Annotated in this window: 9 protein-coding genes; 4 read left to right on the plus strand and 5 right to left on the minus strand. The window is 66.8% G+C overall.

The genetic code is table 11. The features are described 5' to 3' along the window. The first annotated feature begins 21 nt into the window (after positions 1–21). The 3 genes from HLA98_RS07350 to HLA98_RS07360 are packed head-to-tail and all read left to right on the plus strand — an operon-like array spanning position 22 to position 3,010. Positions 22–774 carry an SDR family NAD(P)-dependent oxidoreductase gene (locus HLA98_RS07350; protein ID WP_057501696.1) on the plus strand — a complete coding sequence of 251 codons (753 nt, stop codon included), beginning with the start codon at positions 22–24 and terminating at the stop codon, positions 772–774. A gap of 18 nt (positions 775–792) precedes the next feature. After that, complete coding sequence (locus HLA98_RS07355) at positions 793–1,980, plus strand: GDSL-type esterase/lipase family protein (protein WP_057501695.1); 1,188 nt, start codon at positions 793–795, stop codon at positions 1,978–1,980. A 10-nt stretch (positions 1,981–1,990) separates the two neighbouring features. Continuing rightward, positions 1,991–3,010 (plus strand): sugar kinase, encoded by a 1,020-nt coding sequence (locus HLA98_RS07360; protein ID WP_057501694.1) that lies wholly within the window; start codon positions 1,991–1,993, stop codon positions 3,008–3,010. Between the two features lie 17 nt (positions 3,011–3,027). Here HLA98_RS07360 and HLA98_RS07365 read toward each other — a convergent pair whose 3' ends face one another. The 5 genes from HLA98_RS07365 to HLA98_RS07385 form a co-directional block, all read right to left on the minus strand. Further along, a complete protein-coding gene (locus HLA98_RS07365; RefSeq protein WP_232015525.1) occupies positions 3,028–4,026 on the minus strand; it encodes a retropepsin-like aspartic protease in 999 nt (332 codons plus the stop codon). 21 nt (positions 4,027–4,047) lie between these two features. Further along, positions 4,048–5,499: a S41 family peptidase gene (locus tag HLA98_RS07370; protein ID WP_129550519.1), complete on the minus strand. Its 1,452-nt coding sequence runs from the start codon at positions 5,497–5,499 to the stop codon at positions 4,048–4,050. An 87-nt stretch (positions 5,500–5,586) separates the two neighbouring features. Beyond that, positions 5,587–7,161: a S15 peptidase family protein gene (locus HLA98_RS07375; RefSeq protein WP_057499404.1), complete on the minus strand. Its 1,575-nt coding sequence runs from the start codon at positions 7,159–7,161 to the stop codon at positions 5,587–5,589. A 154-nt stretch (positions 7,162–7,315) separates the two neighbouring features. Further along, positions 7,316–8,497 carry a YadA family autotransporter adhesin gene (locus HLA98_RS07380; protein ID WP_227199427.1) on the minus strand — a complete coding sequence of 394 codons (1,182 nt, stop codon included), beginning with the start codon at positions 8,495–8,497 and terminating at the stop codon, positions 7,316–7,318. A gap of 109 nt (positions 8,498–8,606) precedes the next feature. Further along, entirely contained in the window at positions 8,607–11,963 is a 3,357-nt protein-coding gene (locus tag HLA98_RS07385) for a S8 family serine peptidase (RefSeq protein WP_057499405.1), read from the minus strand. Positions 11,964–12,302: 339 nt separating this feature from the next. Here HLA98_RS07385 and HLA98_RS07390 point away from each other — a divergent pair, with 339 nt between their 5' ends. Then, positions 12,303–13,607 (plus strand): hypothetical protein, encoded by a 1,305-nt coding sequence (locus HLA98_RS07390; RefSeq protein WP_057499406.1) that lies wholly within the window; start codon positions 12,303–12,305, stop codon positions 13,605–13,607. The last annotated feature ends 164 nt before the right edge of the window (positions 13,608–13,771 follow it).

The raw sequence follows: 13,771 nt of genomic DNA on the forward strand, positions 1-13,771 counted from the left end.
GCAAACCAAGGAGTTTTCCGCATGTCGTTCCAGGACAAGGTGGCCATTGTCACCGGCGGCGGCCGCGATATCGGTCGCGCCGTCTCGATCAAGCTGGCTGCCGCCGGTGCACGTGTCTGCATCAACTACGCCAACGATGAAGCCAGTGCCCAGGAAACGCTGGCGCAGATCCAGGCGGCCGGTGGCCAGGCCATCGTGCATCGCGCCGACGTCACCGATGCCGCTGCCGTGGCCGGCCTGGTCGCTTCGGCACAGGCCGCGTTCGGCGAGCGCATTGACCTGCTGGTGAACGTGGCCGGTGGCATGGTGCAGCGTCGGCCGCTGGCCGAGATCGACCCGGCGTTCTTCCACACCGTGATGGACCTGAACCTGACCTCGACCTACCTGACCACGCACGCGGTGGTTCCGCACATGCGCGAAGGCGCGGCCATCGTCAACTTCGCTTCGCAGGCGGGGCGTGATGGTGGCGGCCCGGGCGCATCGATCTACGCCACCGCCAAGGCGGCGGTGATGACCTTCACCCGTGCCATGGCCAAGGAACTGGGGCCGAAGGGTATCCGGGTGAACGCGCTGTGCTGCGGCATGATCGCCACCCGCTTCCACGACGAATTCACCAAGCCGGAAGTGCGCACAGCGGTTGCCGGCGCCACCCCGCTGCGCCGCCAGGGTGCGCCGGACGAAGCCGCTGACGCCGCTGTATTCCTGGCCTCGGATGCGGCGGCGTTCATTACCGGTGCGAATCTGGACGTCAACGGCGGCACCTACTTCTCCTGACCTGAGCGGATACCTGCCATGCAGCGCTGGATCACCCTGCTTTCGCTGGCCTTCGGCGCTGCCGTGGCCGCCCCCGCCACCCAGGCTGCACCGGTCTGGGTAACTGCCTGGACCGCCTCGCCGGCACCGGATCGCAAGGATGGCACCGCCGAGGCACCCGTACAGTTCGCGGCGCAGACCGTGCGCCAGGACATGCGTATCGGCAGCCGTGGTGATGCGCTGCGGCTGCGCATCAGCAACGAGCTCGGCACGTCGCCCTTGCGGATCGAAGACCTGCGCGTAGGCTTGAAGAACGGCAAGGTTGCACCACTGCCGGTAACGGTGGATGGGCGCGCGGTCATCGAGGTGCCGGTGGGCGCCGCGCTGCTGAGCGACCCGGTGCCGATGCCCTTGGTGGCGCTGCAGGAAATCAGCGTGAGTGCGTATTTTCCGCAGCCCACCCGCCCCGCCGTGCGCCGCACCGAGCTTCGGGTAGCGGACGGCAGGCAGACAACCGTCGCCGACAGCGTGCGCCTGGGCTACCAGCAGAACGTGTTCTCGGCAGTGATGGTGCGGCGCGCAGATCGTCCACAGGTGATCGTGGCGCTGGGTGACTCCATCACGGAAGGCGCCACCGCCCGTCGCGGCACCTTCAACCAGTGGCCGGAGCGATTGGCGCAGCGCCTGCAGCAGGCCTGCCCGAACCGGTTCGTGGTGCTCAACCAGGGCATCAGCGGCAACAAGCTGCTTGACCATGGCCGCAGCCACAGCGCCCTGTCACGATTGGATCGCGACGTGATCGCGGTGGCCGATGCCGATCAGGTGATCCTGTTCGAAGGCATCAACGACATCCGCCACGGAGGGGGCGCGCAGCCGCTGCCCGGGCGCAATGCGGCGGACATGCTGCTGGGCTATCAGCAGGTTGCGGCACGACTGCATGCGCACGGCATCCGCGCCTGGCTGGGTACGTTGACCCCATTCGGCGGTTCCGAGCGCTACGAGCCCGTCTCCGCAGCCACTCGCACCACGATCAACCAGTGGGCACGCGGTGGGAAGACCGGGTTCGATGGCATCATCGATTTCGATGCCGCGCTGCGTGACCCGAAGGCAGCGGAATCGTTGCCCAATGACATCACCCGCGACCATCTGCATCCCAACGACGAGGGCTACCGGCGCATGGCCGATGCCATCGATCTGCGCATGCTGGGCTGCACCACCCCCGAGTGAGAGAGAACCGATGAGCCGCGTCGTTTGTTTCGGTGAGTTGCTGCTGCGCCTGGGTGCGCCCGGTCGTGAACTGCTGCTGCAGACGCCGCAGCTGCAGGTCCATGTGGGAGGCGCCGAGGCCAATGTTGCGGTCTCGCTGGCCTGCCTGGGCCACAATGTGCAGATGGTCAGCACGGTACCCGGCAACGCGCTGGGCCGGCATGCCGTGGCCGAGCTGCGGCGGCATGGCGTGGGCGTGGCCGGCGTGCGTGAAGTGGAGGGTGACCGCATGGGTCTGTACTTCCTGGCGACCGGTGCGGTGCAGCGCGCCAGTGAAGTGGTGTATGACCGGGCGGGTTCTGCATTCGCGAACACCAATGCCAGTGACCATGCGTGGCCCGCCCTGCTGTCCGGCGCGCGCCTGCTGCATGTCTCCGGCGTCAGCCCGGCGCTGGGCGCCAACGTGGCCGAGTCGGTGCTGGGGGCCGCGCGTGCGGCTCGCGCGGCCGGTGTGCAGGTGTCCTTCGACGGCAATTACCGTCGCTCATTGTGGCGACGCTGGGATGGCGACGCAGCGGCGATCCTGCGAGAGCTGTTCGCCGAGGCCGACATTGCCTTTGCCGATCATCGGGACATCGAACTGGTGCTGGGGCTGCACTTCCCGCAGGACGATGCGGTCGCCCGAACCGAAGCCGCTGCGGCCGCCGCCTTTGCCGCATTCCCGCATCTGCAGTGGCTGGCGTGCACCCAGCGCGATGTGGTGAGTGCAGACCATCACATTCTGGGCGCGCTGCTGCTCGGCCGCGACGGCACGCGGGCGCAGGCACCACCGCGCCCGCTGCCCGGTATCGTTGATCGCATCGGGGGCGGCGATGCCTTTGCCGCCGGCATCCTGCACGGATTGCTGTCCGGGCTCGACGCAGAAAGCACCGTGCGCTTCGGACTGGCTGCGGGCGCGTTGAAGCACGCCATTCCCGGCGACTTCAGCCCGGTAGCTGAGGCGCAGGTGCTGGCTCTGCTGGGCAATGGAGGTGCGGATGTCCAGCGCTGAATGCCGAACGCGCGTGGTCACCCCGCCGGGGTGGCGACGAAGCGACGGTTGGGACGCAGATAGATGCTGCCGGAACGGGCATCCAGCAGGATGTTGAACTGCTGCAGGACTTCGCTGCCAAGCGTCCCGCCGTCCGTGGAGCCATCGTCATCGACGGTGATCGAGGCTTTCGGCCCCTTCAGTTGCAGGGTCGAGATGCTGGCCACGGGCACGCGCACGTCCACCGCGCGGATCTTCCGGCCCGCGCTGCCACTGAACTGTGATGTTCCAAGTCGTTCCGGAAACGCTTCCTGCAGGCGGTGGGCGGTGCCGAAGACATAGGACAGGTCGATGTTGCCGTTGCTGCCGGTGTCCAGGGTAAGCCAGGGGGCGAAAGTGCTGCTGCCGTTGCCGAGCGTGACCTGGATGGCCGGAATATTGTCGATCCAGCGCACGTTGGCCCGGACATACCCGGCAAGGTCGGGAACCTCGTCATGCAGACGCAGCAGGCTGCGGTCGTAGTCGACCTCCAGCACCTTGCCCTGGAAGAAGGTCCAGCCCAGTACCGCATCGAAGGGGCGCCCCGTGTAGTCGATCACCACGGCTCCCATCGGTCGCTGCACGCCGCCGATCTGCACGGCGTTGTGCGTGCTGTAGTCGAGAAGCGTGACGCCATCGGAACCGGTGTTCTCACTCTGGTCGTCAATGACCAGCTTCGCGTCCTGCTGGATGTGCCTGGCAACGGCCATGGCCGACGCGCCTGTATCGACGAGAAAGCGCAGTGGTCGCGAGCCGTTGATCGTACCCTCCACGTAGATCCGGTGATCCTTGCCCAGCTCGAAGGGAACTTCGGTGACCGCAGCACCTGCTGCGAAAGGCACCAGCATGATCAACATCGCGCATGGAAGCGCAGTACGAGGCAGTTCGCACATCCGAGAGCTCCTTCGGTCAGTAGAGCTGCAGCAGCGGTTGCCCGGCTCATTGCAGGTTGGATGCAGCTGCCGGTGAAAAGCTTTAATGCGCCGGAACTGCTTCACCGGCACGCCACCAGAACCGGATCATCGTCCGGAGATCCACGCCTCAAGTGCTGCGGTGTCCCGCATGTCGCCGGTATAGCGATGATCGGGCACGTGCGGTTCGTTCGAGCCACGCACCCGCCCCCGGAACACCTTCATCGGCACCGAAATCCTGGCCAGCCCGCTTGGCAGCCGCTCTGGCCGCACGTCCATGTAGAGACTGTCGGCCGATGTCTCGACGCCTACCTGCACCGCGCCCAACCGCTTCCACAGGTCCAGCGCATCCAGGCAGGCCGAACCACAGGCGGCATCAGCCACGATCACCACCCTGCCCTTGCGCAGCGGTGCGGCCAGGCCTGAGGCTGGTGCTGTATTTGCGCTGGCCTCGGATGGCTCGCGCCACAATGCCTCACCCCGGCCGCGTGCCTGTGCCATGCCCACCGTCACCGACTCCAGCATGCGACGCAGCTCTGGCGACGCGTCGGGCGCCTGCACCAGCTTCTGCAGGAAGCTGCGCAACTGGGCGATGTTGGCCTCGGAGGTCCGCCACTCCACCCAGCTGGGGTCGGGCAGCACGTCCACGGCGGCCCGGCCCCAGATCAATCGCGCCAGTTCGATGCTCCATTGCGAAGCTCCGCCGCTGTTGCCACGCACGTCCAGCACGACCGACGGTGCCTGCTGCAGTGCTTCGGCTTTCGGAGCAAGCTGCTCAAGCAGGGCGGTCAGTTCCTTGAAGTTCTGCTCCGTGGGGTCGGCATTGAAGCTGCTGGTGGTGATCCAGTAGCCGCCATCAGGCATGATGTGCCAGCCGTTGGCCGGGCGGAAGCTGCGCCGGGTATCGGCCAGACGCTCCTTGCGCTGTGCCGCCTGCAGTGGCTGCCACTGCAGTGCGTAGGATTTCTTGCGTCCATCCACCTGGAAAACGCAGGTGCGCAGCGTGGGCACGAACGGATTGCCCTGATCCAGCAGCACTTCGCCACCACCGTGGATGCGGCTGGCCAGCAGGTTCCAGCGCCCGCTGAAGTCACCCACCCGCCGTGCGGCCAACGTCTGCGCATCGATGCCATCACAGGAAAGCAATCGAGCCCCCAGCGGCGGATGGCCCGGACCACCGCCCACGGTCATGACCAACTGCGCATCGCCGTCGAAGCCGGTCAGGAACCCGGGCCATTGCGTTGGAACATCGGGAGCGCCGGCAAGCGCGTTGAGGCTGACATGCCCGTCGTTGAAGAACGCCGCATAGCCCTTCATCGCCCACCAGTAGCCCTGATAGTTGGTGACCCGATTCGCGCGCGAGCGTGCAAGCGCCTGGGCCTCGTCGAGCTGCGCGCCGAACCAGGGATTCCGCAGATCCACCGCGCCCGGATGACTGCCACGCAGGGCGGCGTCGGCAGCGTCCAGATCCTTCAACAGCGTGTCCGGCCAATCATTCGGCGCACCTTTCGCGGTGGGTGCCGCGAGCACCGCACCGAGCAGCAGCCATGCAATGACCATGGATTCATCCATTTCCCGGAACAAGCACGAGTCTCGCAGTTTTCCAGCCCGGTGTACCGCGCCCGCCACAACGGGCGCGGCCGCACATCAATGCAGCGGCACCTTCAGCACCGACGGCGCATTGACTGGCGAGCTGAAGGTCACCGCCCCACCCAGCTGGCTGATGCCCGCATAGCGCAGGTCCACGGTATCGACCACGAGGGTCAGGCGGCTGCCGGCTGGAAGGTTCCAGCTGCTCGCTTCCAGCCGCAGGTCGAGCGTTTTCGCCTGGCCTGGCGTGGCACCGCGCAAGGTGTACGGCTTGTGGCTGATCAACTGACCATTGCCCAGCACATCCTCGGCGTACAGGTAGGCGTACAGCGTGGTGTTGGCACGGCTGGGCGTGACCGTCAGGCGCACTTCCGGCGCACCGTCCAGGCGTTTGGCGCTCCACTGGATCGGCCCCTGCCAGACACCGGCGGCACTGCGGCCAACAAACGGCACGTAGGCACCCGGCGGCAGGTTGATCATCTGCAGCGCGCCGGAGGCCATCGCCACGCCGGAATTGGCCGCAGTCAGCAAACCGCTGCCGATGCGGTAGTTCCAGCCGGTGCCGCCACCGTGCTCGGCCAGGCCGCCGGTCGGCAGCAGCAAACCAGAGGGTGCGGTCAGGCCGTAGCTGACCGCACCCATGCTGGTCGCCTGCCAGTCCGGGTAGCGGCTCCAGCTGCCGGCCTGTGACTTCAGCTGCACCGCCGGCTGGCGGTCGATGCCGTTGGCCACTGCCTTCAGATAGTGATCGAACCAGTCACCCACCTGGTCATAGACTTCGTTGGGAATGCCCAGTGCACCGAGCGCTTCGTTGAGCGCGTGGTCACCGTGCCGCAGCTGCAGCTGCTTCGGGCCTTTCAGCCTGTTGAAGAAATCAACCAGCTGGCCCGGCGGGAACAGGCTGTCGTTGAAGGCGTTGGCCAGAAACACCGCCGGCTGGTTGGCGTTGATCTCGTCGATGCTGGCCGCGGGACTGCGCTGCGCCGCCACCGGCAACAGCGAATCCACCGCGCCCTGGTAGTTGCCGGCCAGAACATTGCGGTTGATCGTGGCCAGCTCCGCGCCGGGACGTCCGGTCACCAGGCCGGCGGCAACCAGCAGTGCGATGCCCTGCGCGCTCGGGGTGTCGTTGCTGTACAGCGAGGCCTGCAGATCGGCCCAGCCACTGAGCGCGGCCACGGCCTTGATGCGCGGATCGCGTGCCGCCGCCAGCAGGCTGGTGCCCGCACCGTAGGAGATGCCCGAAACGCCGATCCGGTCCGGGTCAGCGCGGGTGTTGTCCAGCGCCCAGTCGATCAGCGCGCTGACATCCTCCACCGTGGAGGGCCCGGCGATGTCGATGCTGCCGCCGGATTCCCAGAAGCCACGCGAGCTGTAGCTGATCACCACATAGCCGCGCTGTGCCAGCGACTGCGCTACCCCCACGTACTCCACGCTGGGCACCGCCCAGCTGCTGGGCATCACCAGCAGCGGATAGCGCCCGCCGCCCGCATCCTGCGGTTCGATGACGAAGGCCCCGAGAGGCGTTCCATCCCAGCCGGCAATGGTGCGATGGGTGGTCTTGACCGTCGCGGCCCAGGCAGTGGGCGCCAGGCCGGTCAGCAGGATCAACAGCAGCAATACCTTGCGCATCGTCGTCTCTCCCCGTCGGTGGTGGTGCAACGGGTTGGACCGTACCAGTGCGAATGGTGGGTGGCACCTTGCGACGCAGCATGACGTTTGCTGCACGTTCGCAGCGCTTGTTGGCTGAACAGGGGGCGCTGCACGCCCCCTGCCCTGCACTGCGTTACAGGTCTACGCCGAAGCCCATGCCAGCAGACCTCTCGCCATTGCTGAAGGCACCACCCAGCGAGAACGAAGCACGCTCGCCGATCCGTTTACCGTATCCGATCGACAGCGCCTGCTCGCCGCCCTGGAAGCCGGCACCCACCGCAATGCGACCGCGCGGGCTCTGTGAGCCGGCGGCGTTGATGGCCATGTTCAACATCGCCGAGCTCATCGCACCCATGCGATCGATGCGCTGGTCCTGGTGACGCAGGCGGCGTTCCATCTCCTGCTTCAGCCCGTTGTTGTCCAGCGCGAACTGCGCCAGGCGCTGGTCGGTGTAGGCATTGGCCGTCGTCACCGCCTGCGCGGACTTCGTATCGGTATAGGAGTTGGCCGAGGAGAGCGTGGTTGCGCTGCTGGCATCGGTATAGGCCTTTGAGGTCGTCACTGCCGCGGCGCTGCTCGCGTCGGTGTAGGCGTTGACGGAGTTGATGGTCGCCGTGGCCCGCGCATCGGCATAGCTGTTGGCCGAAGTCAGCGTGTTGGCGTTGGCGGTGTTCATCTGATTGAGGTTCACCGCATCGGTGCCCTGCGTGGCGGCGGCCACGTTGGTCAACTGGCGCTCGTTGCCGGCGCTGCCCACCGATACCGAGTTGGCACGGTCGGCGACGGAGCCGTTGCCCAGTGCAACGCTGTCGTTTGCAGAAGCGATGGCACCATTGCCCACGGCACTGCTGTTGTTGCCACTGGCTTCGGACAAGCTGCCGAGCGCGGTGCTGTTTTCGCCCGTGGCGTTGCTGCCAGCGCCTGATGCGGTGGAGAACGAGCCCGTTGCGGAGCTGCCCGAGCCACTGGCACTGCTGAAGTCACCACTGGCGGTGGCGCTGTCGCCGATCGCCGCACTGTTGGCGCCGGAGGCGGACGCACCCACGCCCACGGCGGCGCTCTGGTCGCCGGAGGCGCTGCTGGCTGCGCCGATCGCCGTACTGCCGGTGCCGCTGGCACTGGCGCCGGTTCCGACGGCCGCCGATAGATCACCGCTGGCATCGGCACCACTGCCGCACGCCAGCGAGGCGGCACCACCGGCGCTGGCGCCACCGTTGGACACGCCGCCGAAGCCATCGTCCAGCTGGCAGGTATCACCGGCCCACGCCGGTGCGGTTGCCATGGCCAGTGCCACGGCAAGGATGTGCTTGTGCATCGTCTTCACGGTACCCCCGAGGTCCATCAGGAAGGGTTCCCGGCAGGCGCCGGGAACGGTGGGAAACAGGCCGCCCCTGCACAGGGGCGACCCGGATGCTGCATGCGCCTTACGGCGTTACGGTCAAGGCGACACGGACAGCAGTCTTCGGCGTGCTCGGGTCATTGCTGCCGACACAGACGAAGCCCGAATAGCTGCCCGGCGCGAGGCCGCTGGCATTGATCTGCACCTGCGTGCTCTGGCTGCCGCCTGCGGAGATGCGGCCCAGGGCACGGGTCGGTGTGCCGATCCAGCCGGCACCGCACGCATTGCTTCCGCCCAGCCCATAGGCCAGCCCAGGCGCGCCGGCGGTGGCGGACCAGGCACCGCTGCCATCGGGATTGATGATCGCGCTGCGGTACACGCTGTCGCCGCTGGTGGCGTTGAACCAGAACCAGCTGGTAGCCAGCGGCGCGCGCACCGAGACCACCAGCCAGTAGCGGCCTGCCGGCAGGTTCACGTTCTGGCCAGCAGCGGCCAGGTCAAGGTTGATGGTGGCCAGCGTGGCCGACGTTCTTACGCCCGGACCGCTGACGGTGGAGGTGTAGCTCCACAGCGCCAGCTGCGGGCTCGATTCCGGATTGCCCTCCGGATTGCCGCCAACATCCCGGTAGATCGACCAGTTGATGTTGGTCGAAGTTGCCAGCGAGCCACCGTTGACGAAACCGTCAGCCACGATGCGGGTAATGCCGGTGGCCTCGCCCAGAGTGAAGTCATCGGCACCAAGCTGTGCACGTGCACCCACTGTCGCCGCATCGGTGAAGCGCGTCGAGCGACGGCCATTGGCGTTGTTTGGCGCCTGCGCTACCAGCGTGCGGGTGCCCACTCCGGAATTGTCGATCTGCCATTCCAGCGGTGAGCCGCCGGTATTGGCGATCTGCAGGTTCACCGTTCCGCTGCCACCGGCCGGCAGGGTCAGCGAGTTCGTCGGCGGCGTGGCGGCGATCTGCGGCGGCGGCACCGACACGGCGATCGGCAGGCGCAGCAGCGGCTGGCTGGTATCACCGCCCTGCGGTGCGAGGGTGAGCCTGGCAAAGCGCCAGCTGCCATCGTTCGGTACCGAACCGGTGGTGACGATGACCCGCACCGACTTGCTTTCACCCGGCGCCAGGGTAAACACCGATGGCGAGACAACCGCGGTCAGGCCCTGCACCTTCGCCGTCCACGTCTGCCGGGTCGGCAGCACATTGCGGAACACGCGGGTGAAGCTGCAGCTGTCCGGGCAGCTGCGCTTGCCCAGGCTGGCGATGTTGAGCGACGACACTTCACCCCCATTGCCCGGATTGGCGGCCAGGAAGTTGGTCTTGGTCTCGTTGAGCACCAGCCCTGCGCGCAGTGCCTGGTCCACCTGGATGCGTCCGGCACCCATCGCGAATGCGTCGGCCGGTGTGACGCCATCTTCCTTCAGCACCTCCTGCCGCGCGGTCATCATCAACGCCGAGCGTGTCTCCTGCACGGTCCAGTCAGGACGCGCCTGGCGCAGGAGCGCGGCGGCACCGGCGTGATGCGGTGATGCCATCGAGGTGCCGTCCATCAGGCCGACGGCGTTCTCCGAGCCGGTCACCTCATTGCCCGCGATCACGGCCAGCACACGCACACCCGGGGCGGTCACGTCCGGCTTGACCAGATCAAAGATCCCGGCCGGGCCGCGCGAACTGAAGTCGCCCAGCACATCCGGCGTATTGCTGATCTTGCTGGCCGGATAGGCAATGCCGGCGGTTGCGTTGTTGCCAACGCTCGACGCAAAGGTCCGCAGTGCATTGGCGTCCGACTGGTCGATGGCGAAGGCGGGAATGGTCGCCCCGGCCACGTTGGGCAGGATGGGGGCCGGCTGGTTGTTGCCGATCAGCACGGCGATCGCACCCGCTGCAGCGGCGTTGTTGACCTTGTCGCTGAAGTTGCACGAGCCACGGCGGATCACCGCAACGGCGCCCTGGAAGGTATTGGCCGGGAACGGCGCGCACCCATCGTTGGCACTGTCGATGCCTGCACTGACACGCAGCGGCGTGGTTGCAGGAATCGGCGTTGCGAACGGCACGCCGCCCGAGCCTTCGGTCAGCAGGATGGCAGTGAGCGCCGGCGGCACGCTGCCGGGGCCGCTGACCGCAGCGAACAGCACGATGTCGCCGCGGCCGTGCGTGGCCGCCGCAGTGCTGCCGGTCCAGGGTTCCAGATGGCCCATCGTGTTCGGACCCGGGCCGGAGTTGCCGGCCGAAGTGGCCACGTAGATGCCGGCATCGGATGCGTTGAGGAACGCCAGCGAGACCGCCTCTCCCCACGGCGCGGTGCCACCGGCAATGGAGTAATTGATGACGTCGACCACGCCATCGGCGAGGGCCTGGTTGACCGCTGCCAGCGTCGAGGTGTTCGGGCAGAAGCCGCGCCCGGTGGAGACCTCGGTGTAGCAGGCGTCGTAGGCGATGATGTTGGCGCGCGGCGCAACACCGGAAATGTGGATCTGGTTGCCGCGGTAGGACGCAGTGTGCGGGTTGCCGGCGGCGGTGGAAGCGGTATGGCTGCCATGACCGTTGGTGTCACCAAATCCAGGCTCCTCGCGTACGTCCGCAACGCCACACTGGTTGCCCGGCGCACCGCAGACGAAGTCGTAGCCGCCGATCAGCTTGCTGTTGCACCTGCCTTCGTCGATGCCGCCCGGCGCGCAGGTACCGAGGTAGTTGCCTGCGCCCAGTGGATTGACGTGCTCGTAACCATCCTCGGCGCGGGCGGTGAAGGCCGGGCTGCCGAAGTTGATGCCCGAGTCGATGACGCCGACCACCACACCTTCGCCACGGAACGGCGCAGGTGTGCCGTTCCACAGCGCAGGTGCGCCGATCAACCCCGGTCCGACGTCGGTGTCCTGCTCATACTCCCTGTACTCTTCAACCAGCTGCACATCGGGAAGTGCGCGCACGCGCTCCGCTTCCTGCGGATTCATCTGCAGCACCGATGCGTTGATCGCATGCTGCATGCGCCGTTCGACCTTTACGCTGCGGCCCAGCGCGGCATTGATGCGGGCCTCGTGCTGTGCCTGGCGGTCAGCGAGGAAGCGCACATAGTCCTGCGAGCGTGCACCCCTTACAGCGATGCGCGGTGTCGGCGCATTGCCGGTGGCCGCCGCTGCACGCGCGGCGCTGGCGGATGGGCGCATGCGTTCCGGTGCAGCGAGGCCCTGGATGTCGCCCTTGTAGGTGGCCAGCGGCTCCTCGCGGTAGACCACAATGTAGCGGTTGGAGAGCTCGGCGAAGCCGCTGCCCGGACCGCGTGTCGCAGGCCCGGACGGATTGCCGGCGCGCGCGTCCACCGAGGGATTGCCGGTCTTTGACTGGGCACCGGTACTGCGTATGCCCACGGCAGCGGCGGCCAGTGCGGCACCCGCCACCAGGGTCAGTGCAACCCATTTGCTTCGTTTGATCCATGCATTGCGCATCGAATACCCCCTTTTCATTGAAAGCCCGAGATGCACGCCGGCGTCAACGCCGGCGCTGTGATGTCTGGTGCTTCAATTGCGGGTGCGGCGCGTAGTCCCCGACGCCTTGCACCCCGCTGCGCCCCGGCAGCAGAATCGACACTACCTCAAAATTTGACGCGGCGCACAGTTTTTCGTGACAGCGGCAAGACAGAGATCAGTACGCGAAAGTATGGATGCGCGCCTGCATGGCGTAGCCATGGACCCGGCCGCCGAAGCGGCAACGCGTTCGTTGCCCGTCGTTGAAGGACAACGGTGTCCAGTGCTATGACTGCCTGCGCCCATCAACGCACGGATGCCATGGATATTTTCCGCACTGCACTGATTGCCGGTGTTGCCTGTGCAGCAGGACAGGCATGGTCCGCTGAATCACCGATCGCAGACGCCGACGCGCGCGGAATCTTCATCGAAGCACAGCACCTGTGCCAGGTCGATGGCGGCCAGCTGTGGGGGCAATCCCTGTGCGGGCCGATGATGCTGGTCGATCCGAAGAGTCGGCAGGTCACCGCCTCGCATGCGGATGTACACGGCGCGTTGAAGGCGCGTGGCGAGGTGTTCGTGGGCCAGCTTCCGCCCGATGCGATCATCGCCAACACCGCCGTCGAATGGTCCGGCATCCGCTGGACGCAGCTGCTCTGGCCGCTGCCACAGGACGAAAGCCGGCGACGCACGCTGCTGGCCCACGAGATGTTCCACCGCCTGCAACCCGCGCTGTCGATCGCAGCGCCGGCAGAGGACGGCAATGAACACCTCGACACGCTTGAAGGACGCTACTGGCTGCAGCTGGAATGGCGCGCGCTTGCGGATGCGCTCACGGCCACCGATGCAGTGGCGCAGCACACTGCGGTGACCGACGCACTCGCATTCCGCGCCGAGCGCCACCGCCAGTTCCCTGCGGCAGCGCAGGAAGAAGCGGCGCTGGAATTGAACGAGGGCCTGGCCGAGTACACCGGCGTGTTCGTGGGCAATCCAACGCGCTCCACACGTACCCAGGCGGCGCTGCATGACCTTCGCGCGCACGTTGCTGATCTCAGTTTCGTCCGCTCTTTCGCCTATGCCACCGGTCCGGCCTATGGCCTGCTGCTGGACCAGGCGGCCCCCGGTTGGCGCAACGATCTCGCCCACCCCGCCCGGGACCTCGGCACGCATCTGGCCGAAGTGTCCCGGACCCCGATGCAGCGGAATGCGACCGAGCTGCGATCCGCGGCGGCGCGCTACGGCGGACAGGCACTGCGCGACGCCGAAACGCTGCGCGAACAGCAGCGCCTTGCGCAGCTGGAACACAACCATGCGCGCTTCGTGACGGGCCCGGTCGTGCGGTTGGATCTGCGCAGCATGCGCATCCAGTTCAATCCCAACACGATGCAGCCGTTGCCGGGCCGTGGAACGGTATATCCAACGATGCGGCTGACCGATACCTGGGGCAGCCTGGACGTCACCGACGGAGCGTTGATGCAGAGCGACTGGAAGGCCGTGTTCGTGCAGGCACCCGCAACTGCCGACCCGCCGCTACAGGGTCCAGGGTGGTCGCTGAGTCTGAAACCAGGATGGTTACTGGTGCCGGGAACACGCAACGGCGATTACGTGTTGAAGGCGCCCCCCTGACAACACCCGCAGGCATCGCGACGCTCTAGCACGCGAGCGTTTCAGACACGCCCTGCACCATTTGACACATCTCCAGTGCTTGCGCGCTGTCACAGCTTCGTCTTTTCATCGTTGACCGAAAGACGACAGCTTGTGACGCTTACGACACCGCACGGCCTCCACGG

Source organism: Stenotrophomonas africana, from assembly GCF_013004645.1.
GTDB lineage: Bacteria > Pseudomonadota > Gammaproteobacteria > Xanthomonadales > Xanthomonadaceae > Stenotrophomonas > Stenotrophomonas africana.

Excerpts from the sequence above, each read along its gene's own strand:
- HLA98_RS07385 (WP_057499405.1), bottom strand. The coding sequence starts at position 11,963 with ATGCGCAATGCATGGATCAAACGAAGCAAATGGGTTGCACTGACCCTG.
- HLA98_RS07360 (WP_057501694.1), top strand. The coding sequence starts at position 1,991 with ATGAGCCGCGTCGTTTGTTTCGGTGAGTTGCTGCTGCGCCTGGGTGCG.
- HLA98_RS07390 (WP_057499406.1), top strand. The coding sequence starts at position 12,303 with ATGGATATTTTCCGCACTGCACTGATTGCCGGTGTTGCCTGTGCAGCA.
- HLA98_RS07370 (WP_129550519.1), bottom strand. The coding sequence starts at position 5,499 with ATGGTCATTGCATGGCTGCTGCTCGGTGCGGTGCTCGCGGCACCCACC.
- HLA98_RS07355 (WP_057501695.1), top strand. The coding sequence starts at position 793 with ATGCAGCGCTGGATCACCCTGCTTTCGCTGGCCTTCGGCGCTGCCGTG.
- HLA98_RS07380 (WP_227199427.1), bottom strand. The coding sequence starts at position 8,497 with ATGCACAAGCACATCCTTGCCGTGGCACTGGCCATGGCAACCGCACCG.
- HLA98_RS07375 (WP_057499404.1), bottom strand. The coding sequence starts at position 7,161 with ATGCGCAAGGTATTGCTGCTGTTGATCCTGCTGACCGGCCTGGCGCCC.
- HLA98_RS07350 (WP_057501696.1), top strand. The coding sequence starts at position 22 with ATGTCGTTCCAGGACAAGGTGGCCATTGTCACCGGCGGCGGCCGCGAT.